Raw genomic sequence first — 25039 nt, 5'->3', positions numbered from 1 at the left:
CCGAACCGAACCGATGCACCAACCCGCGAAAGCGCGGCTGGGAAGGGTCGAACGCGCTCCGCCGTCACGGAGAGCGTGATGAGATCGTGTGTACGTGCAATCCAGGCGTCCACTGGACTCGTTCATCGAGTCACAAGTGCGCCCACATTATACTGATCAGACTTGACGTTCGATCGTGAAGTCAGATCCAACTGGCTACTGTACTGGCTGGTGAATGGCTCGGCTCGAGAGCCGACGACGGACGTGCCAAGCTGCGATAAGCTTCGGGAAGCCGCATGGAGGCGAAGAACCGAAGATCTCCGAATGGGAATCCCTTCCACAATTGCCTCGCGCAATAGGGAACGCCCCGAATTGAAACATCTTAGTAGGGGCAGGAAAAGAACGCAACCGCGATGTCGTTAGTAACGGCGAGTAAACGCGACACAGTCCAAACCGAATCCCTCACGGGACATGTGGTGTTCGGACTGACTTTCATCGCTGGAACCATCCCGAGAAATCTCCTGGAACGGAGTACGATACAGGGTGACAGTCCCGTATCGGGATCTACTACAGCGTGCGTCAGCTCCAGAGTAGCGGGGGTTGGATATCCCTCGTGAACACCTCAGGCATGACCTGAGAAGACTAAACACTCCTCGAGACCGATAGCGAACAAGTAGCGTGAGCGAACGCTGAAAAGCACCCCGAGAAGGGCGGTGCAATAGGGCCTGAACTCAGTCAGTGATAGAACGACGGGGCATACAAGGCCTCTCACCAAACGACCCACGCGCGAGCGTGCAGTAGAACGTGAGAGGAGCCGGTGTCGCGTCGTACGTTTTGAAAAACGAACCAGGGAGTGCAATTGTCTGGCGAGTCTAACACGAGAACCGTGGAAGGCACAGGGAAACCGATACGAGCGCAGTCTCTTCGAGACCAGGCTCACCGTGTTCAAGCGCGGGGAGTCAGACAGTTGCGACCCGAAACCGAGTGATCTACGCGGGGGCAGGGTGAAGCGTGGCGAAAGCCACGTGGAAGCCCGTTAGGGTTGGTGTCCTACAATACCCTCCCGTGACCCGCGCGTAGGGGTGAAAGGCCCATCGAACTCGGCAACAGCTGGTTCCAGTCGAAACATGTCGAAGCATGACCTCAGCAGAGATAGTACGCGGGGTAGAGCGACCGATTGGGAGACCCGCCTCCGAGAGGAGTCGGCCTCCCTGTCGAACTCCGAACCTGCGTACGTCGCAGAAGCTGGGAGTCCGGTACTCCGGGGTAAGCTTGGGTACCGTGAGGGAGACAACCCAGAGGTAGGTTAAGGACCCCAAATGTGGATTAAGTGCGACCGAAGATTGTCTCGAGCCCTAAACAGCCGGGAGGTGAGCTTAGAAGCAGCTACCCTCTAAGAAAAGCGTAACAGCTTACCGGCCGAGGTTCGGGGCGTCGAAAATGATCGGGGCTCAAATCCACTTCCGAGACCTACCAGTCCGAAAGGAATCTCGTAGACTGGCGTTCTGCACGGGCGGAAGCACGGGTGAGAACTCGTGTGGACCGTACAGAAACGAAAATCCTGGTCACAGTAGCAGCGAAAGTCGGGTGACAACCCCGACGGCCTCAAGAGCAAGGGTTCCTCGGCACTGCCAATCAGCCGAGGGTTAGTCGGTCCTAAGACTGACCGCAACTCGAATCAGTCAAATGGGAAACTGGTTAATATTCCAGTACCACCACCACTCAAAGTCGACGCTTTGGGAACCACCGAACCGGGCCTTCGCCCGGTCGAACCAGAGAAACTCGTGGAAGCCGTAATGGCACGAAGCGAGCGAATCCTGGGACAGCGCAAGTCGGTGTTACCCAGAGCCCGTGAAAAGACGAGGTGTGTGTCCGTACCGAGATCCGACACAGGTGCTCTCCCGGAGAAAGGGAAGGCCTGTCGGGAGCAACCGGCGTTAGGGAATTCGGCAATTTAGTCCCGTACGTTCGCAATAAGGGATGCCTGCCTCGGGAGAGGCAGGTCGCAGTGACTCGGACGCTCCGACTGTCTAGTAACAACACAGGTGACCGCAAATCCGCAAGGACTCGTACGGTCACTGAATCCTGCCCAGTGCGGGTATCTGAACACCAGGTACAACTGGACGAAGGACCCGTCAACGGCGGGGGTAACTATGACCCTCTTAAGGTAGCGTAGTACCTTGCCGCTTCAGTAGCGGCTTGCATGAATGGATCAACGAGAGCGTCGCTGTCCCAACGCTGGGCCCGGTGAACTGTACGTTCCAGTGCGGAGTCTGGAGACCCCCAAGGGGAAGCGAAGACCCTATAGAGCTTTACTGCAGGCTGTCGCTGAGACGTGGTCGCTGATGTGCAGGATAGGTAGGAGTCATTACACAGGTACCCGCGCTAGCGGGCCACCGAGACAACACTGAAATACTACCCGTCAGTGACTGCGACTCTCACTCCGGGAGGAGGACACCGGTAGCCGGGCAGTTTGACTGGGGCGGTACGCGCTCGAAAAGATATCGAGCGCGCCCGAAGATGTCCTCACGCGGGTCGGAAACCCGCAGAAGAGTGCAAGAGCAAAAGGACGTCTGACAGTGATCTTCCTAACGAGGATCGCTGACGCGAAAGCGTGGTCTAGCGAACCTACGAGGTTCATTCATGGGACCCGTAGATGACAGAAAAGCTACCTTAGGGATAACAGAGTCGTCACCGGCAAGAGCACATATCGACCCGGTGGCTTGCTACCTCGATGTCGGTTCCCTCCATCCTGCCCGTGCAGAAGCGGGCAAGGGTGAGGTTGTTCGCCTATTAAAGGAGGTCGTGAGCTGGGTTTAGACCGTCGTGAGACAGGTCGGCTGCTATCTATTGGGGGTGTGAAGACACCTGACGGGAACGCTCGTATAGTACGAGAGGAACTACGAGTGGTGGCCACTGGTGTACCGGTTGTCCGAGAGGGCAGTTGCCGGGCAGCCACGCCACACGGGGTAAGAGCTGAACGCATCTAAGCTCGAAACCCACCTGAAAAAGAGGTGTCACCGAGGTCACTCCTAGAAGAGGAGTTCGATAGACTCGGGGTGTACGCGACGAGGCAACGAGTCGTTCAGCCCGCGAGCACTAACAGACCGAGCCACAGTCATATCATACCGAATGTGGCCCGCACTGAGACTCGTTTGAACGAGTCCAGGCGCAAACTGGATTGCACGTTCCTACACACGATCAGACGACCCGAACGATCGACGTTCGGTCATACCGACAGTGGTCAGACGATGACGACGGTTCGATTCCGTCGGTCGGCGTTGAGGCGGCCAGAGCGGCGAGGCAACACCCGTACCCATCCCGAACACGGAAGTTAAGCTCGCCAGCGTATCAGCAAGTACTGGGGTGGGCGACCCCCTGGGAACAGTGATTCGCCGCCTCCCATTCATACTTCATACTTCATCCACTCTGCTTCAGTATCATCTATCAGTTTTCACCAGTCGTTCCCCCGTAGTCGAGACTCCGATCACGAGAGTAACGGGTCACCAGGCGACAGCGACCACGCGTTGGGGATCGGCTCGGCTCGGTTCTGGCTCGCACGGCGATCATCAGTCGTCGGTCGTCGCTCTGCAGTTATGAGCCGTCGCTCGGCGACGGGACACGGAAGAGTGCCACCCGAGAGCGCAGGGCCGATCAAGACCGGTTCGTTCTGACCGTCTCCGGCGAGGCACTCGGGACTCGCGGGGTTTTTGACTGCTTTTGGAATTTTGGGATTTTGAGGGTTTGTAGTTCCGGGGTTTTGGACATCCGAGACGCGCCCGGGGGGTGTCCGGCGTGTCAGTACGCACGAACGAGAGCGTCCCGATCCGCCGTGTCTGTCGCGGGCGCGCACTGGTTTTCACTCGGGGATACAGACTTTCACTCGGGGATACAGACTGATTCGAGAGAGTCACCGGACCGCGTTCGCGGTCCCGCCGGAGAGTTCCGGGACGGACTACTGTTCTGAGTTCAGCTCCGAGCGACAGCGACACCCTCCGTGAACCCTGGGGAACGGTGTGCTAGTCGGGCCGACTCGACGCAGTGACCGCGGTGTCTCTGTCCCGAGCGAAGCGTGAGGCTTAAGCGGTTCTCCGGAATAGTTCCGGTCGCGCCAAGGTGGCAGAGTCCGGCCTAACGCGTCCGCCTGCAGAGCGGATCATCGCCGGTTCAAATCCGGCCCTTGGCTTCTTTCGTCTGATATCCCCCGACCAGCCGACGCCATCCGTCGGGCGTTTCGAGAATAGGTCCTCGTACGCCCGCCGACCGCACGACACCTTTTGTACCGTGAGGCCGATGTCTCGCCAGACATGGCTCGGGCACCGATCACGGCGTCGTTGCACTCCGAGCGACACGACGGGGTGGCTGATGACTGACACCGACGGTGACGGCGACGGCGACCGCCTCCTGAACGTTCTCGGGGCCGTCCTCGCGCTGTTCATCGTCGTGGGCGTGGTCGGCGTCGTCCTCGCCGGCGTCAGCGGGCCGTCGTCCACCGGTGCCGACGCTCCGGACGCCGATTGGACGCTCGACCGGGTCAACGGTTCGCACGTCCGGATCGCCCACACTGGCGGCGACGCCGTCTCGGCGGCCGATCTCGTCGTGACCGTCGACGGCGTCCGCCGTCGTGTCGCGTGGGACGGCCTCGTCGCCGAGGGGGACACGGGAACCGTCCGCGCGGACAGCGGGATGATCGTCGAACTCTACTGGACGAACGACGTGGGCGAGCGGATCAAACTCCGGGGCTGGCGGGACACGTGACTGTGGACATCCGGGAACCGGCCCTCAGGACGTGAGCGAGTCGACGGCTTCGGCGGCGTCGTCGTCGCCGTCGAGCCACGTCTCGGCCCAGCGCTCGATCGCGTCGAACACCGGCGAGAGCGAGCACCCCTTCTCGGTCAGCGAGTAGTACGTCGCGACCGGGGCGTCCTCTTCGAGCCGACGGTCGACGAAGCCCATCTCCTGGAGGTCGTCGAGCACGCGCGAGAGGGTCCGTGCGCTCGATCCCGTCGAGCGCTTGAGTTCGTTGAACCGCTTTTCGCCCTCCTGGAGGTCGTGGAGGACGATGAGTCGCCACTGCGAGCCGATCTGTTCGAGCGAGTCGATGACGACGCACGCCTCCTCGCTGTAGCGCTCGTCGGGATCGGGGGTTCGATTCGTTGCCATACGCGACGTACGCGGGCGGGTGGTATAGTGGTTCGTTTTCGCATCAGCTATCGCTCTGTTACTGATGTTGTCACCTCGGCGGTCCTGACGTGGACCGGCGCGCCGGCTTTTTGTCCGTCTGGTCCTCCTTCCCGGTATGGCACACATCGACGCCAGCGTCCTCCTGCCGAACGATCGGGTCGAACAGATGGCGCTCGACGACGAACTGACGCAACTGCACCGTGGCGACCGCTACGCCGACGAGGGCGACACGTTCGAGGTCGACGGCGTCGAGTTCGTCGTGACGAGCGTCGACGAACGGACGCTGGGTGACCTCACCGACGCCGACGCTCGCGCGGAGGGATCGGCGGACCTGGCGGCGTACCGCCGCCGCCTCGAGGCGGTCCACGACTCGTTCGAGTGGGACGACGAGTCGCCCGTCGTCCGCCACCGGTTCGAGCGTCGTGACGACTCGGCGTGACGACGGCCGCCGGGGCCGTGGGTTGCGCTGGTCGTCCGCGAGAGTTCAGTAACCGTTATACACCGCGTGGTCTTTGCTCCGACTATGCAACGACGCGCCGCGGCAATCTACGTCGCGTTCTTCCTGGTCGTGGGGGCGGCGTCGTACTCGCTCATCGCGACCGCAGAGGAACCGACGATCGGTTTCGAGAACCCCGAATACTCCCTCTCACAGGGCGATACGTTCAGGCTCGGCGGCCAGCAGTACACCGCGACTGAGGTCGTCACCGAGGAAGAAGAAAGCGGCGGCGGCGGACACGGCGGTGGGGGCGGCGTCACGGTCACCCACTCCGCGACCATCGCCTGGACGAACCAATCCGCGCTGTACACCGAGACGTGGGACAACGACTCGACCGTGACCTACGAGGGTGACGACTGGCAGGTCGTCGTCCCCAACGAGTCGGATCCCTCGTCGTTCACGCTGCGTGAGTCCATCGACCGCTCTGGCATCCTCGCCAACGACACCGCTGCCGACAACGAGACCGTCACCCGGGACGGACAGGAGTTCGTCATCGTCACCGAAAACAACTCCTCGACGCTCGTGCCGGCGAACGAGTACTTCCCCACGCCCGCCGAGCAGCAGTACTCCGAGAGCGACTCGCTCCCGCTCGACGGTAACCAGACGCGGATCGACGTCGCGAGCGACGCGGTGACGCTCTCGTGGAACGCGCCGCAACAGAACACCGTCGAGGTCGGTAACCACGCGAACGTCACCCTGGACGGGCAGACGTACCTCGCGCACTTCCCGACCAACACGACGGTCGTCCTCACGCAGGACTTCGAGGGCTACAACGCGCAGACGAACGAGATCGACTCGTTCACCGAGCAGAAGAACGGGCTCTGGGGGATCACCATCCTCTCGGGCGTCTCCATCGTCTTCCTCATCGGTCTCGCGTTCCTGCCGTCGCGGTACTGACCCGTTCGACGCTCGGCGCGTCGACTCACGTTTCGCAGTTTTCGATCTCGCCACGGCAGCGTCGCTTCGGGACCCGCTGCGTGCTCTCGTCCACGACGCGGGGACGACCCACGCCGTTCCAGCGGTCTCCGACCCGTTCGAGCGTGTTCGCCGATCAGCAACAGAACATGAACGGGTAGATGAGCGCCACGCGGTCGCCGTCGTCCAGTTCGGTGTCGAGGCCGGCGAGGTTCTCGTTGAACCGCCCGTTGACACACACCCGGGCGTAACACCGCGTGTTCTCGCCCTCCGGGTTCTTACGCCACGTCCCCGGCACCTCGTCGACCTTCGCCCAGCCGCGGGCCGTGGCCGCGTCGTCAGTCTCGGCGATGAGGAGGTCGGAGACGTCGTACGCCTCGAAGAAGGCGTCGAGGAACTCCCGGAGCGTGTCGCCCTCGAAAGTAAAGGACAGTTCGGGTGTCCCGATGGCCGTCCGTACGTGGCCGGTACACCTGACGGTCACCGTCGTCTGCCGTGCCGCCGCTGTCTGCTCGGTGAGTGTCGTGCTCATACCCGAAGAACGCGGGGCACCGTCGTCAGTTCCGCTCCGAACATGTTCGTAGAACGGGCGGCCGACCGCGGCGTCGCCGGACTCGATCTTCCGTCCGCGGCTCCGGAACTCGACCGGACCGCACGGGGTCACTGGCTCGCTGACGGGCGATCACAGAAGACATATGACGGTCGCGGCACCGGCATCGGACGCATGAAGAAGGTCCTCGCGAGCATCGGTATCGGTAACGCGACGGTCGACACGGCCCTCCAGTCCACGACGGTCGAACCCGGCCAGTCGGTCGACGCGGAGATCCACATCGACGGCGGCTCGGTCGAGCAGACGGTCGAGCGCATCGAACTCGAACTCGAGACGCAGTACGCCACGGATGACGGCTACAAGACGGTGACGATCGACCGGCTCCACCTCTCGGACGGCCTCAGCATCGAGCCCGGACAGAGCGAGGTCCGGACGACGGCGGTCGAGATCCCGTACGCGACGCCCGTCACGCTCGGCCGCGTGGACGTATGGGTCGAGACCGAACTGGACATCTCGATGGCTGTCGACCCCGAGGACAAAGACTACCTCGACGTCCAGCCGACGCCGCGGATGCGTGCGCTCTTCGACGCGATGGAGGGGCTCGGCTTCTCGTTCCGCTCGGCGGAGTGCGAGGCCGACCCCTACGGTCGCTACAGTCCCGGTCCCTTCGTCCAGGAGTTCGAGTTCCGGCCCTCGGACGGGCCGTTCGCCGGGCGGGTCGACGAGGTCGAACTCGTCTGTCGTCCCAGCGCCGATGAACTCACCGTCTTCGTCGAGATCGACCGCCGGGGCGGGCTCCTGAGCGAACTCGCCGACACGGACGAGCGGAAGACCTCGGTCACGATCACCGACGCGGACGACGCGGCCCTCCGCGACCGCCTCGAAGACGCGATCGAACGGCACGCGTGATCGACACGCGGGCGATGGACGTGCGGCCCGCGTGAGCACACCCGGACCTGGACCGGCCCCAGGCACCGTCGAGCGGTCAGCTGACGAACAGCCGCCGCTGGGCGCGCTCGTGTTTCATCCCCATCACGTCGACGAGCGGCGCGAACGGGGCCATCGCCGCCGGGTCGCGGCCGGCGTACGCCTCACACACGTCGGCGATGACTGGACGAAGCTCGGTGAGGAGCCGCTGGGCGTCGGTGTGCGTCAGGCGGACGAGCCGCTGTGCCGCCCCCAGCAACCCGACGACGAACGAGTGACACGCGAGCAGACACGCCCGGTCGCGGGTGATCCCTTCCCGTCTGGCGACGAGCCCCAGCGCGACCGCGTGGTTCCCCGGCACCTCGCCCGCGACGACCCGGTCGTGGTACGCTTTCACCACCCGGTCGTCGGTCGTCTCCACCACGAGTTCGAGCAGGCGGCGGCCGGATTTCTCGGAGCTCTCGCGGAACTCCTTCGGGAGGGTGACCGACCGCTGGCGCTCGTCGACCGCGGCGAGTCGGTCGAGCGCGTCCTCATCGTCGGCGCGTTCCCACGCCGCCGCGAGCGCGACGACGTCGCAGGGGCCCACCTGTCGACGGAGGTAGTCGACCAGGAGGGCGTGGAGGTTGTCGGCGTCGTCGACGCGCTCGGCCGCGGCGAACTGTTCGAGGCCGTACGAGAGGGTGTACGTCCCGACGGGCAGGAACGAGTCCGCGAACTGGAACGCCGCGAGCGACGCATCGGCGTCGGTCCCGTCGGACGGCGTCGTTTCGACGTCCGTCTCGGCCTCAGCGTCACTCATCGTCGTCACCTCCGCCAGCGGCGCGCCGCACGCCGTCGACGGTGAGCCCGGCGTGATCGTGTGTGTGGTTGTGGCCGTCGCCGTGGGCGTGCGAGTGTGTCGACCCATCGCCGTGTCCGTGCGAGTGGTCGTTGTGGTGTGAGCCGTCGAACGTCGTCGGCTCGACCGGTTCGACCCGGACCTCGGCGGCCGCGGGTAGCCACGACTCCAGGAACGCTCGTCGGTGGTCGGCTTCGCCGGCCGCCGGGACGTACACCCGACCGTCGCGGACCACGAGGTCCCAGTGCTTGTTGCCGATCGCGTGTCCCCCGGCGACCATCCTCGCCGGTGTCGCCCCGGCGGGCAGTTCGACGACGAGCGCCTCGGTCGGCTCCAGTTCGACGACGAGGTGCCGTCCGTCGTCGGTCCGCAGCAGGTCACCGGGAGCGAGCACCGGGGCGTCCTCGACGACGACGCCGACCTCCTCACCGGTCGTCGTCCGGGTTCGGAAGCGCGAGCGCCGACGCTGGGTGTCGTCGACGACGACGCCGCCGTCGACCGCCGAGTCGGCGTCGCCGCCGGCTTCGGGTTCGACCGGGCCGCGTGCGACGAGCATCAGAACTTCCTCGCGTCGGGCGCGCTCGCCCCGACCAGCGCCCGTCGCGCACCGTCCCAGACGCTGGCGAAGCGGTCGGTTACGTCGCTCGCGCGGTCGCCGAGCACCCGGACGGCGACGCCGGCCTCCCGCGGGAGGACTGACGCGCCGCCGACGGCTCTGGGTTCGTCGTCGCTCGCGTCCTCGTTCGCGTCGCGTTGGACGCACGCGTGGAGGTCGTCGGCCAGGCCCCCGACGTCATCGTGGTCGGGTGCGACGACGTAACACGTCCCCACGACGCGGAACTCGCCGAACAGGCCCGGTCCTCGGAGGTGGTCGCCCCCGTCGAGCGCGAGCGTGTCGGCGAACAGCTCGCCGTCGGGTCCCCGCGCTTCGACGCTCGTGTGGAGGCGGTCGAACGCGAACGCCTCGTCCCGGGCGAGGCGGCCGGGCACGACGACGTCCCAGAGACAGATCGCGGCGTCGGTGCCGAGTTCGATATCGACGGTCCCCCAGAAGCGCGCGTCGCGGTGGAGGATGGTCGGGTCCGGCAGATACTCGAGGTAGCCACCGTCGTCGACGGTGACGGTCAGATGCGACGACCCGTAGTTGCGCTCCATCCGGAGCACCTTGGTGGCGCTCCCGGTCGAGACGTGCGCGCGGGCGTCGGGGCCGACCTCGATGCGTGCCTCGTAGCGGTCGCCCTGGGCGATGCCGCCCGTGGGGTCCTGGACGTACGCGGAGGCGATCTCGGGGAGGGACTCGTCGTGGTACAGCCCGCCGGTGAGGTGAAATGGGACGGTTGCGCGGTCGTACACCAGCCGTGACTGCCCGTCGCGCCCGCGGGCGAACTGCAGGTCGAGTTCGCCGCCCTTCCCCACCGCGCCGGCGGGCGACTGCGGGAGCGACTCCCTGGCGTACGTCTCGAACCCGGCCGGTGGGGTCGCCTCCTCCGCGGGTCCCGGCGTCGAGGCCGCCATCTACGCGAACAGCACCTCCCGCTCGACGTACTCGGCGACCGCTTCGATCCCCGTCTCGTCCTTGCAGTCGGTGAGGACGTACGGCCGTCCTCCCCTGACCTCCTCGGTGTCGCGTTCCATCACGTCGAGGTCCGCGCCGACGTGCGGCGCGAGGTCCGTCTTGTTGATGACGAGGAGATCACAGTCGACGACGCCGGGGCCGCGTTTTCGGGGGATATCGTCCCCCTCCGCCACGGAGATGACGTAGATGAAGTAGTCCGCGAGTTCGGGGTTGAACGTCGCCGCGAGGTTGTCGCCGCCGGACTCGAGGAGGACGAGGTCGAGATCCGGGTAGGCTTGGGCGTACTCGGTTACCTTGTCGAGGTTCATCGTGGGGTCTTCCCTGATTCCGGTGTGTGGACACGCGCCGGTCTCGACGCCCTGGACGAGATCGTCGGGGATCTCGCCGGCGAACGCCTCCTTGAGCACCGTGGCGTCCTCCTGGGTGAGGATGTCGTTGGCGATGAGCCCGAGCTGCCGGTCGCCGGTCTGGAGGTAGGGGACGAGCCGCTGGATGAGCGAGGTCTTGCCGGAGCCGACGGGACCGCCGATGCCGACGACCGGCACGTCGCGGTAGGTTCGGGGGCGGCCGGTGGTCTCGCTTTCCTCTTCGGTCCGGCTCACTCGCCCACCTCCAGCGGTTCGTCCCGTCGGATGGGATCGTGGATCGTGACCAGCTTCGTCCCGTCGGGGAACGTCGGCTCGACCTGGATCATGTCGATCATCTCCGGGACGCCCTCCATCACGTCCGCTCTCGAGAGGAGTCCGGTCGCCTCCGCGCGGATGTCCGCCACGGATTCACCCTCGCGACCCCGTTCGAACACCCAGTCGGAGATGTACGCGACTGCCTCGGGGTGGTTGAGTTTCAGCCCGCGCTCCTTGCGGCGACGGGCGAGCTCTGCGGCCATGAACACCGTCAGGCGTTCTCGATCTTTTGGGGTGAGTTGCATTGGTGTAGCGTGTCTGGGTGGATCAGAGTGTGTACCGCTGTGCGAGCGAGATCTCCTCGGCGGGATCGCAGGTGACGACCTCACCGTCGATCGTCACCTCGAACGTCTCGGAGTCGACCGCGACGCCCTCGGGGCAGTAGTCGTTGCGGACCATGCTGTCCTTCGCGAGGTTCCTGGTGCCCTTGACCGGAACCACTTCCTTCGTGAGGCCGTACTCCTCGCCGACCTCGTTCTCGAAGCCGGCCTGTGAGACGAACGCCAAGCTGAGCGCGTTCTTCGCCTTCCCGACCGCACCCGCGCGCGGTCGCTGCATGATCGGCTCGCAGGTCATCAACGAGCCGTTGGCCTCTCCCATCTTCGACAGCGCGGGGAAGCCGCCCTTCATGACGAGATCGGGTTTGATACCGAAGAACGCGGGATCCCACAGGCAGATGTCGGCGATTTTCCCCGTCTCCAGCGAGCCGACGTAGTCGTCGATCCCCGCCGTGATGGCGGGGTTGATGGTGTACTTCGCGATGTATCGCAGGATCCGCTCGTTGTCGTTTTCGGCCCCGTCGTCGCCGGGCAGGGGACCGCGCTGTTTCTTCATCTTATCGGCGGTTTGCCACGTTCGACAGACGAGCTCGGCCATCCGGCCCATCGCCTGCGAGTCGGTCGTCATCATGCTCACCGCACCCATGTCGTGGAGGACGTCCTCGGCGGCGAGCGTCTCGTGGCGAATGCGCGACTCGGCGAAGGAGACGTCCTCGGGGACGTCGGGGTTGAGGTGGTGACAGACCATCACCATGTCGAGGTGCTCGTCGAACGTGTTCGTCGTGAAGGGCATCGAGGGGTTCGTCGACGACGGCAGGGCGTTCGGTTCGCCGACGAGTTCGAGGATGTCCGGGGCGTGGCCGCCGCCCGCGCCTTCGATGTGGAACATGTGCATCGTCCGGCCGTCGATGGCGTCGAACGTGTCCTCGACGAACCCCGACTCGTTCAGCGTGTCGGTGTGGATACACGTCTGAACGTCCTCCTCGTCGGCGACTTCCAGACAGGTATCGATGACCGCCGGCGTCGACCCCCAGTCCTCGTGGAGTTTGAGCCCGCACGCCCCGGCTTCGACCTGCTCGTACAGTCCCCCTTTGGCCGAGGAGTTGCCCTTGCCGTAGAAGCCGACGTTGACCGGCCAGTCCTCGGCGGCCTGCAGGAAGCGTTCGATGTTCACGGGGCCGGTCGTGACGGTCGTCGCGCCGCCGCCGTAGCCGCCGCCGAGCATCGTCGTGATGCCCGAGGCGAGCGCGTGCTCTGCCAACTGCGCGCTGTTGAAGTGGACGTGGATGTCGAGCGCGCCCGCGGTGGCGATCAGCCCCTCGGCGGGGTACACGTCGGTCGAAGCGCCCACCACGAGGTCGGGGTCGACCCCGTCCATCGTGTTGGGGTTGCCGGCCTTGCCGACGCCGGCGATCAGGCCGTCTTTGATGCCGATGTCGCCCTTTATGATCCCCAGCATCGGGTCGATGACGGTCGCGTTCGTCAACACCCAGTCGAGCGCCCCCTCCTCGGCGGTGACACCGGGTGCCATGCCCATGCCGTCCCTGAGCGTCTTGCCGCCGCCGAACACCGCCTCGTCGCCCGGCGTTCCCAGGTCCGTCTGGACCTCGGCGATCAGGCTCGTGTCGCCGAGACGGACGCGGCTCCCTTCGGTGGGTCCGTACAGATCCGTGTACTGCTTCTTCGAGAGGTCGCGTGCCATCGACGCTACGCCCCCTCGAAGCCGCCGTCGCGGGCGCGTTCGAGCGCCTTCTCGGGAGCATCCCGGCTCGTGGCTCCGTTCGTGAGGTTGTTCAGCCCGCTGACTCTCCGTTTCCCCCCGAAGGTCACCAGATCGACCTCGACCTCGTCACCGGGTTCGAACCGCACGGCCGTGCCGGCGGGGATGTCGAGGCGCTTGCCGAACGCGTCCTCGCGAGGGAACGACAGCGCGCGGTTCGCCTCGAAGAAGTGAAAGTGCGAGCCGACCTGGATCGGCCGGTCGCCCGTGTTGGCCACGTCGACGGTGGCCGTCTCGCGTCCCTCGTTGATAACGACGCTCCCCTCGCCCGGGTCGACCTCGCCCGGTATCAACTTCTCACCGTTCATTCGATCCGTCCGTCGTCTTGTGTGGAATATTGGTGGTCATGCATCTGATGTACGTGTTCGCAGTCGCGTCCCCGAATAAACAGTGGTATTGTAATAAGCTATGCCTTCGGATGAGACATTTGCCGGACAAATCGGATCACATTCTCAGTTCTGTTCGGTCGAACACGTGATGAATCTGGACGCCGCGCTGGAGGATCAACAGTTCGGTGGCGGCAAGCGCCGGAACGCATCCGCCGGCCGGCCCGCGGCCGCCGAGCCCACCGGCACGCTCAGCCGTCGTTACGCCATCGCGGTCAGGTTCGAGAGCAACTCGCCCATCGGGAGCGACGCCGCGGACGAACCGCCGGTGCGCACCGTGACCGTCTCGTCGTCCCCGGCGTGGACGTCGAACAGATGTGCGAGCGTTCCGACCGTTCGCGCGGCGTGTGCGTCGGAGTGGGTCACCTGGATACTGACCCCGCCGACGGCGGCCACGCGACCGTTGCAGACGTGCAGGAATCGGTAGACGCGCTCGGACGAACTGTACTGCAACAGCGTCGAGAGGCTGTCGACGAGGATGCGCGGACCGTTGCCCGTTTCGGTGACCGCCGACAGCGTCCGACTCGTCGACATACCGACCCCGGTCAGATCGCCGGGGGACGCGACGTACCACGTCCGTCGATCGCCGCCGTCGGGACACGCGATCCGTTCACCGTCGACCCGCGACTGAACCGCGTCGATCACGTACCAGCGGCCGCCCAGGTCGGCGTTCCCCGCGTCGACCAGCCGCCGCTGGAGCCGTTCGGGGTCGGTGGCGGCCGACAGCACGACCGGGCACTCGTCGACCGGGAGCGCCGCCAACAGCGCGAGTGCGAGCCCACGTTTGCCGGCCAGCGAGGAGTCGCGGACGAGCACGTTCGACCCCGGTTCGAACGTCGAGACCGTCACTCCGTCCGTCAACTCGCGCGTGGACCGAGCAGGATCTCGTCCTCTGCTCATCTTGTTTCAACTGGCCCTCTACTAATATATAAGATGCGCACTGCTTATTCAGAACCGAAAATACGAACACAAAACCGGTCAGACGACGCTGTCTGCCCCCGCGTGGCTGTCGGCGGTCGTGCGCTCCTCCCGGCACCGGACTTTTCTCCTCCCGACCCAACCCACGGGCATGTCCACCGACGAGAACGTCCTCGGGACCGCATTGGAGCCCTGTAGCGTCGCGCCCGAGACGGGCTACCTCCGCGACGGCCACTGCCGGCACCTCGACGACGACCGCGGGCGACACGAGATGTGTGCCGTCGTCACCCAGGAGTTCCTCGAGTTCAGCCGCGAACGGGGCAACGACCTCGTCACGCCCCGCCCCGAGTTCGACTTCCCCGGTCTCCACCCGGGCGACCGGTGGTGCGTCTGTGTCGGCCGGTGGCTCGAAGCGTACGAGGCCGACTGCGCGCCGCCGCTCGTCCTCGAAGCGACCAGCACGGCCGTCCTCGACGACGTTCCGCTGGAGCTCCTCCGCGAGCACGCCGCCGACTGCGACGGCGACGACCACGACGACTGAGCCGGCGTCAGAGGATCGACGCGACCGCGACGACGGACGACGAGAGCATCAGCCCGGCGAGCACGAGCGCGACCAGCTGTTGTCGGTCCATAGCGGTCTTCGCGTCGCCGACGACTTGAAGCTGCGGTGTCGGTTCTCAGGGTTGAGTCCGGCGTACGCCGGGGCCGTCCGGTCCGCCCCCGCTCCGCACGCCGGATCGGAAAACGCCTCTCCGGTTCTTCCGCGGTCGGTTCAGTCGTCCGCCGGGGTCGCGCTCTCGCTTCTCCGCCCCTGCGTCGTCCCCGCGGTCGCGGTCATGAGTGAGCCGAGACGGTCGGGCATCATCGACAGCGCGCGGACGATGGCCGCGAGCGCGATGAAGATGCCCGTCAGGATGTGGGCGACGCCGCCGAGCTTCAGCCAGAGCAGGGTCGACGGCCACTGGTGGATGGTCGCGAGCTGTGCGTTGAGCGCGGCGTCGCCGGCGCGGTCGGGGCCGCCACCCGCGAGGCTGTGTCCCGTCTGGGTCGCGAAGAAGTCGTTCAACAGCGGGTGGAACTGCGTGAGTTCGAAGAACAGCGCGCTCCCGACGAGCAGGTAGCCGACGGCGGCGAACACCGCGCCGACCAGCAGCATCATCTTGATCTGCTTCATCTTCGCCGCGATCTCGTCTGGCTGTGGGGTTGCCTGTGCCATACCTCCGTAGACGGTCGGGACACATATCGTGGTACTGTGGTGCGGTACGCACCTCGCACAGCACCGCACGCGTTCATATAGCACGTTGTCTCACTCGTACCGGCGGAGCCGTTCGAGATCCGCCTCCAACTCCGCACGGAGCCGCGCCGCCAGCGCGGCGCGCGCGCGGTCGCTTTGTCCGCCGGCCCAGCGATGGAACGACCGCATGCTCGCGAGTTTGTACGCCACCCGGTAGAACGCGCGTCGGCGCTCCCACCCCGGCTCGAAGCCACGCACGTCGCGGTAGCCGGCGTACACGTGCGGCCGCAGTTCGTCCCGCACCGCGGGCGAGTCGAACTGGCCGAGCAGGAAGTTCTTCTCGAACTCGAAGAGGTCGTACTCGGCGTGGCCGGCGACGGCGAACCCCCAGTCGACGACGCCGACGAGGTCGCCTCCGCGGGCGAGGAGGTTCCCCGGCGCGTAGTCGAAGTGGAGACAGACCGGCGCCGGATCCAGGGAGGGGAACGACGCCGGCGTCAACACTCCCTCGAACGTCGCCGTCAGATCGGCGAACCGGCTCCCGTCGAGTTCCCCGACCCACGTATCGACGAGTTCCTCGAGGAACGCGGGCCACGACGGCCGGGGATCGACCGCCACGCCCCTGTCCGTGTCGGCTGCGACGAGCGGGCCGACGGCATCGAACCGGACCTCGTCGTGGAGTTCGGCCAGCGCGCGTCCGGCCGCCTCTATGAGTGCGACCTGCGTCTCGCGCGAGAGCGACGCGAACCGACCGTCGAGATCCGCGGCGTCGATGGCCGTCGTGACGTGGTACGACCTGCCCACTCGTCCGGAGGCGTCGCTCGCGAGCACCCGCGGGACGGGCACCGTCGTCTCCCGCCGGACGAGCCGCATCAGCGCCGGTTCGAGTGCGAACCGCCGCGCGTACCACGCCTCCCGGGGGAACGCGACGACGACCGCCCGGTCGCAGAGTTCGACGCGGTAGGTGTCCTTGCAGCCGCCGGCGAGCCGCTCGACGGCGTGGACCTCGCTGTCGGGGAACTCGCGAGCGACGACCGCGGCGACAGCGTCGGGGACGTTCACGCCCCTCGTAACGGGACCGCGTGTGAAACGCCTGTCGGGGACCGCCCGAATCGCTCGCCGCCCTCGGATCCGGGCCCCTCCGTGTGGTCGGAGCACCGCCCGACCGTGGATACAGCTATGTGACGGCCGGTGGTACTCATGGTATGGACTCCGCGGTGAGGCACCCCCGAACGCTCGCGGTGATCAGAGCCGTGCTCTACCTACTCGCTACCGCCGTCGCGGTCGGCTTGCTCCTCCTGGGGCTGTCGGTGCTCGGGGCCAGCGTCGTCGTCGCCGGTCTCGCGCTGCTCCTGACGGGCGACGCGCCGGCCGTCGGTCTCGCAGTGTTCGCCGTCGTCGGCGTACTCACGACGGGCGGGCTCGCGGTCGGCGTCGGCGTCGTTGCGCGCCGCCTCGATCGGCGCGTCACCGCGTCGGACCGCCGTCCCGATCCGCTGGACGAACTCGCCGCGGCGTACGTCGCCGGCGAGATCGACGAGCGGACGCTCGAACGCCGCGTCGAACGGGTTCTGGTGGGTGGATCGACCGGTGACGCCGACCGACCGACCGGCCGGCTCGCGCGGCCGCGGCACGCCGTCGGACTGGTCCGGGGGGGACTTCGTCGTCGCACGCGGGCGAGTCGACCCGACCGGGAGACGGAGTCGGAACTGGCCTGACGACGGCGCGCGCCTCGCCCGACGGTCCGTCGAGTACCTCCTGGCTATCCACGCCGACGCCGCTCACGCGATCGAGTCGGAGCCGGTCACCTCCACCCCGGTGGCGAACTCCTTCATCACCGTCCCCTCGACGCGGTGGAGCCGCTCGCTCAGCATCGATTTCGCGAGCCCCAGCCCCTCGGCGAGTTCGGTGAGCGTACACGTCCGCGGGGTGTCGTAGTAGCCCCGGTCGACGGCCGCGACGAGGAGTGCCCGCTGTTTCTCGCTCAGCAGATCGGCAGAGGCGGGCGACTGTCGCAGGGACTCGACCTCGTACGACATCCCAAACGACTCGAGCTGGGCGGTGAGCTCCGACAGCCGCCCGTGCGCGACGGTCAGCTCCAGGTTCGCCCGTCCGGCGGCGATCCGCAAGGGGAGTTCCAGCGGTACCATGGAGTTGCGGACGGCCATGAGCAAGAACGGCTGTGACGTCTCGAACTGGACGAGCGCCTCGTTCCCGGTCGCCTGTAACACCTCGACGACGTCGATCCCCTCGTGGTCCTTGATCGCGGCGAGGATCGCGGACAGCTCCCCCGACGTGATCTCGAGCAGTCCGACCCCGGTCTCGTCGGCCGGCACCGCGGCCAGCACCCGAAAGACGGCGTCGGGGTGAGCGGCTGACACCTCGCCGATCCACGTCCCCGACGGAAGGTCGACGATCAGTTTCGCGAGCGCCATACGCGAGGGTATGGACCGCCGCACACAGAACAGTACCGCCGGCCACCTTCGAGCGTGGACCGTCACCCATCGCGGGAAGCCGATCAGTCCACGGCCGCGACGCACCGCTCGATGTCCGCCAGCGACTTCATCTCCAGCACGTTGAACGGTGCGCCGACCGCCGCGGCGACGTCCCGAAACCCCGGGAGGGGGTTGTGGTCGTCGTCGCGGCCGTCGTTGTCGTGGAGGTGCGCGACGGCGATGCGGTCGCCGACGGCGTCGACGAACGCCCGGGGGTCGACGCCCGCGACCTTCGCGTGGCCGACGTCGAGGGTCACTTTCAGCACCGACGGGTCGGCGTCCACGTCGTCGAGGAGCGCCGCGAGTCGGTCGGGCGTCGCCGTGTGCCGGCGCTTCGAGGACGTGTCGCGCTGGTTCTCGACACAGAGGGGCACCCCGGCCGCGGCGGCGTGCGCCGCACAGGCACGGAGCGACCGGACCGCCTGCTCGCGGGAGCGCTCTTGGACGCGCTCGGGGTAGCGCGGCCGGGCCGCCCCACCGTGGACGACGACGGCTTCCGCACCCGCGGCGGCGGCGAAGTCGAGCGAGTCGCGGACGGCGTCGACCGTCGCCTCGCGGAGCCGATCGTTGAGGTTTCCGAGATCGCAGTCGCGGAACGGCGCGTGGAGCGTCACGGTCACGTCGGCTTCGGCCGCGACGTCGCGGACGCGGTCGGCCGTCGGCGCGTCGGGGTGGACGTCGAGGTAGCCCTGCCTGATCTCGACGTGTGAGAGCCCCTGCGTGGCGAGGAATTCGACGAACGCCTCGAACGACTGGTCGTATCGGAGGTCGAGCGCGGCACCGAATCTCATTCGTGTCCGGAGGGTGGTCGCGGGCGGGTAAAGCCGTTCGTCCCGTTCAGTCGGCGGCGTGTTCGGTCTCCGGTCGCGCCGCGTCCACCAGCGAATCGTCCGCGAGTCGCGGCACGACCGCGCGGCTGTCGAACGCGAGCGCGTACTCACAGACGTCCCGCCGGCGGAGTTCGTTCTTCTGGGCGTAGCCGGGTCCCTTGGCGACTTTCACCTGTCGGCGGAACACCTCGCGTTCGGCCGTCGCCAGCGGGATGCCGTCGAGCGCACGACTGATGAGCGTCGCCCCGACGTGGTCCTCGATCGCGACGTCACCGCGCGAGCCCGCGCTGACCAGATACGTGGTCCGGCCGTTCCCGCGGAGGTGGTCTGCGACCGCCCCCGCGTTCATCGTCGACCCGACGTACACCTCGCTCGCGGGGTCGACGACCGCGCGCAGGCGGGCCACGGTGCGCCCGCCGTTCGACGAGGTCATGCTCACCGGGCGCCCTTCGACGTCGAGGTCCTGGACGAAGCTCGGGGAGTTGAAGAAGTCGTAACCGGGCTCGGGCTCGTACGCCGGGGTCGTCGCCCCGCCGATCCGGGCTTCGGGCCGTTCGGCCTTGAACGCCGGCTCCTCGCCGCGTTCGTCCGTGATGTGGACGTAGTCGGCACCGTTCTCGAACAGTTCGATCACGGTGTTCGAGAAGTGGAGCACGTCGACGACGACGTAGTCCCCGGTGGGCGGCTCCGCCGGGATCTCCTCGCAGCGCTCGATGAGCCGGCCGTCGAGCCCGTTCGTGGGCGCGTCGCGGCTCACGGCTCGCCCCTGCGTGCGGCGGTCGGTGCCGGTCTCGCCTCTCCCCTGCGCCGCTGGACGGAGCGTTCGCCGCCGAACGGTGCTCGCTTGGATCGAACGTGGCGTCCCCTGGACCCCCACGAAAAACACGTTGACATCGGCTAGGTAGCTTACTCTCCGCCTGTGGCGAATAAACGTTTACTAGAACGGATCCATTGAGATATATACACAGTTTCCACGGCGACGGCGACTCACCGCGCGCAGGCGACGATGGAGTCGACGAGCGCGGCCTCCAGACCGGTCCTGCGAAAGCTGGGACATGGGTTGAGGTCGACCGCGTACCAGTCGTCGTCGACGCGGACGAGGTCGACGCCGACGGCGCGCATCCCGACGCGGTGCATGAGGTCGTGGATCCGGTCGACGTGGGCCGGCACGGGGTCGGCTTCGCCGAGCACCCGCTTCTCGCCGAACAGTTTCGACGTGGCGCGGAGGACGCGCGCGTGGACCTCGTCGCCATCGTCGACGACGTAGTACTTGTAGTCGACCGGCTCCGCCGGGAGGTACTCCTCGTAGAGGTCACCCTCGCCGTTGAGTTCGGGCGACATGTTCCAGTGGTAGAGGTTCTTGGCGACGTACTCGCCCGAGGGCTTCGACCGGGAGGCCGTGGGGACCGCAAAGCCGACGCTATCGAGCAGACAGAGCTGTGAGAAGCGCGAGACGCAGGCGGAGACGCCGGTCGCACTGTTCCACGTCGGAACGCCCGACCGCTCGGCCCGCAGGAGGGATTCGACCGACGCCGGCCGCGTCCGCTTGTTCACGAACAGCGACAGTGGGCCGAGGTGATCGTCGTGGACGGCTCGCTCGGCGTCGAAGAACGTGACCGCGTACCCCCGCTCGACGAGCCGTGCGGCGACGGTCGAGAACACGACGTGGTCGGGAGAACAGGTGATCCCGATCTGCCGGGGCGTCCCGTCCACCTCACCGTCGGTCCCGCCGCTCGCTCCGGCGTCACGATCGGTGGACGTCGGTCCACGCGTCGGTCGACGGCTCACACCGCAGTGTTCTCGCCGTACCCACTTCAACGCGCATGTCGGGCGTCGCGGTCCGCCTCGACGGCGTTCGGGGCCGCGATCCCGACACCGGACGCGTCGGACGCCCATCCGACGTTCCCCCGGTCCCGCTCGCCCGTCTTTCTCCCTTCCACTCCATCCGCGACGACCCCCTGTCTTCGGGTGGAGAACACCTCACGGGGCGGTGGGTGTGGACGCTGTCTCTCACTTTCACCCCGCTGTGCGGGCAGCGATCGCGACCGCGGGCGCGGTCGGACGGCGACGGTCGGTGGACGACGACGATCGATCGACGACGGGCCGCGATAGAGACAGGTAACTCGTCCCCTCGCGTTACGCCGTTCGGGCCGATATCGGACCGTATGGCCCCGCACAAGTCCCTCCTCGTGGCGATCCGACGCGACCGAGCACCCGACGTCGACAGGGACGTCTGGGAGCTGATCCCGAGCAGACAGTACACCGGACGCCACGCCGAGTCCGGAGGGCTCGCTCGCGGCGAACAGGAGGCGGCGCTCGCATCGGTCGAAGAACAGGCCGAGACCCGTGAACACGGGCGACACTGACGCCGGCGACCTCGGTGGACGCGTCGACGGCCGCCCGAGCGCTCCCATCGTCCACGAGGGGTTCGTCGGACGGACCGCTCAGTGTTCGGACTCGACCGGCGTCTCGTCGGCGGCCACGGTGTCCGTCTCGCCGGTCGTCTCGACCGGCCCTGTCTCGCTCGCGGTCGTTCCGTTCGCCTCCGTCTTCCGGGAGCGGCCGTTCGTGGACGCGCGCGGTTCGGGGCCGACCGCCCGCCGTCCCACGGGCGAGTGACCCGGTTCCGCACCGGCCCGCTGTGACTGGCCGATGAGTTCGTCGAGCAACAGCGCCTCCCGGTCGGTGACGTCGTACGCCTCGTCGACGGTCGCCCGCGCCTCGTCGAGCTCCCCGTGCAGGAGATGCCGACGGACCCGGATGTACGTCTCCAAGAACCGTTCCTCGTCGCCGTCACCGACGGCAAGGGCGTCGTCGAGTTCGGCTCCCAGGTCGTCGAATATCTCGCCGTAGCCGAGCACCGAAGGCTCGTGGTCGGGGTCGAGCAGCGAGAGGAGGAACTCGGAGGCGAACCGGTGGTACTCGGACTTCGACTCGAACGCGGTCGAATCCGTCACGAACGCTTCGATCCGAGCCACCAGCGCGTCCGGATACCGGACGGTCTCCTTCGCCATGTCCGTCCCCTTCGTATGACCGGTACTTAGTTTCCGAGGCCGCGTCAGACACGTATTCGACGGCTGTCACGTCCCTGCCCGGAGCCGCGGTGAAACAAAGGTATATGTGTTGACAGTCCTTGTCTCGTCGTATGGCTGACTCTACCAGTCCCGAGGAGCGTATCGACGAGACGACGACGTGGCCCGACCTGGCGATCAGCCTCTACGATCGGCTGACAGGCCGGGGTGCGGAGATTATCTACGAGTTCGAGGACATGGAGGTCGAGGTGCCGAGCGGGACCGGTTCGGACGCCGAACACGCTCACTGGCGGCTCGATGGGTCGGTCCGTGTCACCACCCGCGAACGTGAGTAACCCGACCGAGGCGGAGCCGAGAGCCCCGCTGTCGGTGGCGACCGACCTCACGCTCACGGTGAACGGGGCGGAGGCGGCGGTCCGGTCGACCGGCGAGCGGCTGTTCGTGGAGTTCCCGTCGCTGTCCGCCGCGCTGCGGGCGCTCGGTGGGATCCCCGGCGGCGAGGCCGACCGTCTGACCGACCTGCTGCGGACCACGGACCTCACCGTGGAGGTACGTGTCCGCGACCGGACCGTAGCGGTCGCCGGCGCGGAGGCACAGCCGGGGGTCGTCTCCCGTCGGCTCGGTGTCGCCCCGATCGAGTCGCGTCTCGGCGGCGTCCTCGGGGCCGTCGGCCGCGAGCTCGCGGCGGCCGTCGAGGCCGTCGACCGGACGTTCCGGTAGGCGGCCGGCCCGCGTCCGGCGACCGGGATCGACGACCGGCCGACCAGCCCCGCGCAGGTCGTGCCCGGAACACAAACACAAGTAGGCTCGGGAACCAAGCGCCCGTATGGACGGACAGGTGCCCGAGCTGGACCCGCCCGGACGGACGTGGCTGGACGTCGTCGAACAGGTCCTCGACGAGGAGATCGACCGCGAGGAGGCGATACGTCTCACGGCCAACGAGCTCACGCTCGACGTCCCGCTCTCGTACGGCGACGACCCGGAGCGTGCGACCTGGCGATTCAACGGGAGCGTCACCGTCACCGTCGACGGGATGCGCGGTCCGCTCGCCGACTGGCTCAAGCTGTGGCTCGGCGGACCGTCGAGCACGGACGACGAGTAGCCACGCCACGTCCGCTCCGAACCGTCGGTTCGGGCCCGTTCCGACCGAGATCCGCCGTCGGGCCGGCTTCGACGGCACGCGCCGCCACCGCCCGCCCGAACCACCGATACGACAGAACGCAGCTCCCGTTCGGCCCGAATCGGGCACGCCAAACGAGATAACTGTATGTATGTCGAATATCTGTGGGCAGCCCGTTTCGAAGTGGTCGACCGTCGGTTGAACGGCCGTTCGGCTGCCGATTCTTTCGCAAGTGTTATCCGGCCAGTGCTCCTCCATCGAGATGCAATGGCGAAAGGCACGGTTGATTTCTTCAACGACACTGGCGGCTACGGTTTCATCGACACTGAGGACTCGGATGACGACGTGTTCTTCCACATGGAAGACGTCGGCGGCCCGGACCTCGAAGAGGGACAGGAAGTCGAGTTCGAGATTCAGGACTCCCCCAAGGGTCCGCGCGCGGCGAATCTGACGCGGCTGTAAGACAGTTCAGTACGTCGCCGTTCGGCGACACAACGACTACCCGATTTTCTCGGAGCTACCCTCGAAAGCGGTGCGCCCGTCCCGTCGAACGCGTGGAGGTAGCCGCTCCTCACCGACGGGTGCGGCGTGTCGACGGCGGTCTCTCGGACGGGTCACGTCGCCGCTGCGGGGTCTAGCAGCGCGGTTTCGAAGGGTTCATTGAGGCGATTCGGGGGACCTTGTCGGACTCCGGGACCGTTCGACACTGCGACCGGCCGGAACGTCTCAGGCCATCGTCGCCTTGCGTTCGGCACTCACCTGCTGGATGCCGGCGTTGGCCGTACAGTTCGGGCACGCGTACACACGCCCGTTCTCGTCGCCGAACACCCGAACGAAGTCAGTCGACACGAACGTGTCGCAGTATGTGCAGTGACTCATGATGGATGGTGGCAGGGGTTCTGCCCTATTTGCATATGAGGGCTGAACGGATATATCTACACTACCCAACTAGTTGGGTGATTTTTGGGCCATCACGGTAACACTCATCGTGAGAGAAATTGACACGGCCCGATGGCGGAAAACGCGGGCAGAAGCGCCCGCGCGCTCGGGGGTGGCGGTCGACCCGGCGTCACGAGCCTCGGAGTGTCGTTCCCCACGACAGAGCCCGCCACTGACGCTTCGAATCCGAAGTTTATCGCCCCGTCAACTTTTGTTCCGTGCGTCCACACTGTGCGTATGCGTGACCTCGACGAGACCGACTTCGAAATCCTCAGGCTCCTCCTGGACGACGCGCGGCGACCGTACAGCGACCTCGCGGAGGCCGTCGACCTCTCCCCGCCGGCGGTCTCCGACCGCGTCGCTCGACTCCGCGACGTGGGAGTCATCCGTCGGTTCACGCTCGACGTCGACCGCACACAGCTCCACGGCGGGACGCCCGTCCTCGTCGACCTCGAGGTCGATCGCGCGACGACCGCGGTTTCGGCGGTCCGCCAGGCGCTCCTCGACAGCGGTTCGGTCGAGCACGTCTTCACGACCGCCGAGTCGCACCTGGTGTTTCAGGCCCGTGTCCCCGACAGCGACTTCGCCGCGTGGCTGTTCGACGTCGTCGACGAGGCGGCGATCGGGTCGTACGACGTGACGCTTCTCTCCGGCGTCGACTGGTCGCCCGACCTCGGCGGGACCGAGTTCGGACTCACCTGCGTCCAGTGCGGGAACACGGTCGACACGGAGGGCGTCTCGACCCGGATCGACGGCGACCTCTACCAGTTCTGCTGTCCCTCCTGTGAGACGCGTTTCCGCGAGAAGTACGCCGAACTCAAAGAGGGAGCCGGCTGACGGGTTCCGCTTTGTATTCGATCGTTCGGGCACTCATCT

General features: G+C 66.6%; 30 protein-coding genes, 1 tRNA gene and 2 rRNA genes. 15 read left to right on the top strand and 18 right to left on the bottom strand.

The genetic code is table 11. From position 1 onward, the window contains the following. Nucleotides 1–186 precede the first annotated feature (186 nt). The 4 genes from NKJ07_RS15140 to NKJ07_RS15125 all read left to right on the top strand — a co-directional run bounded on the left by NKJ07_RS15140 (nucleotide 187) and on the right by NKJ07_RS15125 (nucleotide 4737). Nucleotides 187–3102: ribosomal RNA gene (locus NKJ07_RS15140) — 23S ribosomal RNA — on the top strand. 159 nt (nucleotides 3103–3261) lie between these two features. After that, nucleotides 3262–3383 (top strand): 5S ribosomal RNA (gene rrf / locus NKJ07_RS15135). A 706-nt stretch (nucleotides 3384–4089) separates the two neighbouring features. Beyond that, nucleotides 4090–4165 (top strand) — tRNA-Cys (locus tag NKJ07_RS15130). 179 nt (nucleotides 4166–4344) lie between these two features. Next, nucleotides 4345–4737 (top strand): type IV pilin domain-containing protein, encoded by a 393-nt coding sequence (locus NKJ07_RS15125; protein WP_318567632.1) that lies wholly within the window; start codon nucleotides 4345–4347, stop codon nucleotides 4735–4737. A 24-nt stretch (nucleotides 4738–4761) separates the two neighbouring features. Here NKJ07_RS15125 and NKJ07_RS15120 read toward each other — a convergent pair whose 3' ends face one another. Continuing rightward, a complete protein-coding gene (locus NKJ07_RS15120; RefSeq protein WP_318567631.1) occupies nucleotides 4762–5142 on the bottom strand; it encodes a winged helix-turn-helix transcriptional regulator in 381 nt (126 codons plus the stop codon). A gap of 136 nt (nucleotides 5143–5278) precedes the next feature. Between NKJ07_RS15120 and NKJ07_RS15115 the strand changes: the two genes are divergently transcribed. Together NKJ07_RS15115 and NKJ07_RS15110 are read left to right on the top strand one after the other, a co-directional pair. Further along, a complete protein-coding gene (locus tag NKJ07_RS15115) occupies nucleotides 5279–5602 on the top strand; it encodes an ASCH domain-containing protein (RefSeq protein WP_318567630.1) in 324 nt (107 codons plus the stop codon). 84 nt (nucleotides 5603–5686) lie between these two features. Next, nucleotides 5687–6556, top strand: a complete 870-nt coding sequence (locus tag NKJ07_RS15110) for a hypothetical protein (RefSeq protein WP_318567629.1) — start codon at nucleotides 5687–5689, stop codon at nucleotides 6554–6556. Nucleotides 6557–6710: 154 nt separating this feature from the next. Here NKJ07_RS15110 and NKJ07_RS15105 read toward each other — a convergent pair whose 3' ends face one another. Continuing rightward, nucleotides 6711–7106: a MoaD/ThiS family protein gene (locus tag NKJ07_RS15105; protein ID WP_318567628.1), complete on the bottom strand. Its 396-nt coding sequence runs from the start codon at nucleotides 7104–7106 to the stop codon at nucleotides 6711–6713. A 192-nt stretch (nucleotides 7107–7298) separates the two neighbouring features. On the opposite strand from NKJ07_RS15105, the gene NKJ07_RS15100 reads away from it, so the two are divergent. Beyond that, on the top strand, nucleotides 7299–8033 hold the full coding sequence (locus NKJ07_RS15100; protein WP_318567627.1) for a sporulation protein: 735 nt from the start codon (nucleotides 7299–7301) through the stop codon (nucleotides 8031–8033). Nucleotides 8034–8109: 76 nt separating this feature from the next. On the opposite strand, the gene NKJ07_RS15095 is transcribed toward NKJ07_RS15100, so the two are convergent. From NKJ07_RS15095 to NKJ07_RS15060, 8 genes are all read right to left on the bottom strand, one after another. Continuing rightward, a complete protein-coding gene (locus NKJ07_RS15095) occupies nucleotides 8110–8853 on the bottom strand; it encodes an urease accessory protein UreF (protein WP_318567626.1) in 744 nt (247 codons plus the stop codon). Further along, nucleotides 8846–9448, bottom strand: coding sequence for an urease accessory protein UreE (locus NKJ07_RS15090; RefSeq protein WP_318567625.1), 603 nt, complete (start codon nucleotides 9446–9448; stop codon nucleotides 8846–8848). The genes NKJ07_RS15095 and NKJ07_RS15090 overlap by 8 nt, the downstream gene beginning before the upstream one ends. Beyond that, a complete protein-coding gene (locus NKJ07_RS15085) occupies nucleotides 9448–10407 on the bottom strand; it encodes an urease accessory protein UreD (RefSeq protein WP_318567624.1) in 960 nt (319 codons plus the stop codon). The genes NKJ07_RS15090 and NKJ07_RS15085 overlap by 1 nt, the downstream gene beginning before the upstream one ends. Continuing rightward, the gene (gene ureG / locus NKJ07_RS15080) at nucleotides 10408–11070 is read right to left on the bottom strand and encodes an urease accessory protein UreG (RefSeq protein WP_318567623.1); all 663 of its coding nucleotides are present in this window, start codon (nucleotides 11068–11070) and stop codon (nucleotides 10408–10410) included. Further along, nucleotides 11067–11396, bottom strand: a complete 330-nt coding sequence (locus tag NKJ07_RS15075; protein WP_318567622.1) for an urease subunit gamma — start codon at nucleotides 11394–11396, stop codon at nucleotides 11067–11069. Before NKJ07_RS15075 ends, ureG begins: the two co-directional genes overlap by 4 nt. Before the next feature lie 22 nt (nucleotides 11397–11418). After that, nucleotides 11419–13131, bottom strand: coding sequence for an urease subunit alpha (gene ureC / locus NKJ07_RS15070; RefSeq protein WP_318567621.1), 1713 nt, complete (start codon nucleotides 13129–13131; stop codon nucleotides 11419–11421). Nucleotides 13132–13136: 5 nt separating this feature from the next. After that, a complete protein-coding gene (locus NKJ07_RS15065; protein WP_318567620.1) occupies nucleotides 13137–13517 on the bottom strand; it encodes an urease subunit beta in 381 nt (126 codons plus the stop codon). Between the two features lie 279 nt (nucleotides 13518–13796). After that, nucleotides 13797–14495: a DUF7504 family protein gene (locus NKJ07_RS15060; RefSeq protein ID WP_318567619.1), complete on the bottom strand. Its 699-nt coding sequence runs from the start codon at nucleotides 14493–14495 to the stop codon at nucleotides 13797–13799. Between the two features lie 169 nt (nucleotides 14496–14664). Here NKJ07_RS15060 and NKJ07_RS15055 point away from each other — a divergent pair, with 169 nt between their 5' ends. Then, complete coding sequence (locus NKJ07_RS15055) at nucleotides 14665–15054, top strand: DUF2237 family protein (RefSeq protein ID WP_318567618.1); 390 nt, start codon at nucleotides 14665–14667, stop codon at nucleotides 15052–15054. 231 nt (nucleotides 15055–15285) lie between these two features. Here the strand turns inward: NKJ07_RS15055 and NKJ07_RS15050 are convergent, their stop codons facing one another. Continuing rightward, nucleotides 15286–15729, bottom strand: coding sequence for a hypothetical protein (locus NKJ07_RS15050; RefSeq protein ID WP_318567617.1), 444 nt, complete (start codon nucleotides 15727–15729; stop codon nucleotides 15286–15288). A 90-nt stretch (nucleotides 15730–15819) separates the two neighbouring features. Further along, entirely contained in the window at nucleotides 15820–16809 is a 990-nt protein-coding gene (locus NKJ07_RS15045) for a phosphotransferase family protein (RefSeq protein WP_318567616.1), read from the bottom strand. 143 nt (nucleotides 16810–16952) lie between these two features. On the opposite strand from NKJ07_RS15045, the gene NKJ07_RS15040 reads away from it, so the two are divergent. Beyond that, nucleotides 16953–17465, top strand: coding sequence for an SHOCT domain-containing protein (locus tag NKJ07_RS15040; RefSeq protein WP_318567615.1), 513 nt, complete (start codon nucleotides 16953–16955; stop codon nucleotides 17463–17465). Nucleotides 17466–17528: 63 nt separating this feature from the next. Here NKJ07_RS15040 and NKJ07_RS15035 read toward each other — a convergent pair whose 3' ends face one another. The 4 genes from NKJ07_RS15035 to NKJ07_RS15020 form a co-directional block, all read right to left on the bottom strand. Next, nucleotides 17529–18182 (bottom strand): helix-turn-helix domain-containing protein, encoded by a 654-nt coding sequence (locus tag NKJ07_RS15035; RefSeq protein ID WP_318567614.1) that lies wholly within the window; start codon nucleotides 18180–18182, stop codon nucleotides 17529–17531. A gap of 83 nt (nucleotides 18183–18265) precedes the next feature. Beyond that, nucleotides 18266–19033 (bottom strand): sugar phosphate isomerase/epimerase family protein, encoded by a 768-nt coding sequence (locus NKJ07_RS15030; protein ID WP_318567613.1) that lies wholly within the window; start codon nucleotides 19031–19033, stop codon nucleotides 18266–18268. A gap of 46 nt (nucleotides 19034–19079) precedes the next feature. Beyond that, nucleotides 19080–19829, bottom strand: a complete 750-nt coding sequence (locus NKJ07_RS15025; protein ID WP_425504769.1) for a 2-phosphosulfolactate phosphatase — start codon at nucleotides 19827–19829, stop codon at nucleotides 19080–19082. Between the two features lie 230 nt (nucleotides 19830–20059). Then, nucleotides 20060–20860: an ATP-grasp domain-containing protein gene (locus NKJ07_RS15020; RefSeq protein ID WP_318567611.1), complete on the bottom strand. Its 801-nt coding sequence runs from the start codon at nucleotides 20858–20860 to the stop codon at nucleotides 20060–20062. Between the two features lie 377 nt (nucleotides 20861–21237). On the opposite strand from NKJ07_RS15020, the gene NKJ07_RS15015 reads away from it, so the two are divergent. Beyond that, complete coding sequence (locus NKJ07_RS15015; RefSeq protein ID WP_318567610.1) at nucleotides 21238–21438, top strand: hypothetical protein; 201 nt, start codon at nucleotides 21238–21240, stop codon at nucleotides 21436–21438. A gap of 78 nt (nucleotides 21439–21516) precedes the next feature. Here the strand turns inward: NKJ07_RS15015 and NKJ07_RS15010 are convergent, their stop codons facing one another. After that, nucleotides 21517–22086, bottom strand: coding sequence for a hypothetical protein (locus NKJ07_RS15010; protein ID WP_318567609.1), 570 nt, complete (start codon nucleotides 22084–22086; stop codon nucleotides 21517–21519). Between the two features lie 131 nt (nucleotides 22087–22217). Between NKJ07_RS15010 and NKJ07_RS15005 the strand changes: the two genes are divergently transcribed. The 4 genes from NKJ07_RS15005 to NKJ07_RS14990 all read left to right on the top strand — a co-directional run bounded on the left by NKJ07_RS15005 (nucleotide 22218) and on the right by NKJ07_RS14990 (nucleotide 23686). Next, entirely contained in the window at nucleotides 22218–22439 is a 222-nt protein-coding gene (locus NKJ07_RS15005; protein ID WP_318567608.1) for a hypothetical protein, read from the top strand. Then, nucleotides 22432–22824: a peptide ABC transporter ATP-binding protein gene (locus tag NKJ07_RS15000; protein ID WP_318567607.1), complete on the top strand. Its 393-nt coding sequence runs from the start codon at nucleotides 22432–22434 to the stop codon at nucleotides 22822–22824. The genes NKJ07_RS15005 and NKJ07_RS15000 overlap by 8 nt, the downstream gene beginning before the upstream one ends. Nucleotides 22825–22930: 106 nt before the next feature. After that, nucleotides 22931–23206 carry a hypothetical protein gene (locus NKJ07_RS14995; protein WP_318567606.1) on the top strand — a complete coding sequence of 92 codons (276 nt, stop codon included), beginning with the start codon at nucleotides 22931–22933 and terminating at the stop codon, nucleotides 23204–23206. A gap of 285 nt (nucleotides 23207–23491) precedes the next feature. Further along, nucleotides 23492–23686 (top strand): cold-shock protein, encoded by a 195-nt coding sequence (locus tag NKJ07_RS14990; RefSeq protein WP_318567605.1) that lies wholly within the window; start codon nucleotides 23492–23494, stop codon nucleotides 23684–23686. Nucleotides 23687–23950: 264 nt separating this feature from the next. On the opposite strand, the gene NKJ07_RS14985 is transcribed toward NKJ07_RS14990, so the two are convergent. Next, nucleotides 23951–24103 (bottom strand): DUF7563 family protein, encoded by a 153-nt coding sequence (locus NKJ07_RS14985; protein WP_318567604.1) that lies wholly within the window; start codon nucleotides 24101–24103, stop codon nucleotides 23951–23953. Nucleotides 24104–24400: 297 nt separating this feature from the next. Here NKJ07_RS14985 and NKJ07_RS14980 point away from each other — a divergent pair, with 297 nt between their 5' ends. Beyond that, nucleotides 24401–25000 (top strand): AsnC family transcriptional regulator, encoded by a 600-nt coding sequence (locus NKJ07_RS14980; RefSeq protein ID WP_318567603.1) that lies wholly within the window; start codon nucleotides 24401–24403, stop codon nucleotides 24998–25000. Nucleotides 25001–25039 lie beyond the last annotated feature (39 nt).

Origin of the sequence: Salinigranum marinum, from assembly GCF_024228675.1 — an archaeon.
GTDB classification, from domain to species: Archaea; Halobacteriota; Halobacteria; order Halobacteriales; family Haloferacaceae; genus Salinigranum; species Salinigranum marinum.
This window is presented reverse-complemented; position numbering and strand designations above follow the sequence as displayed.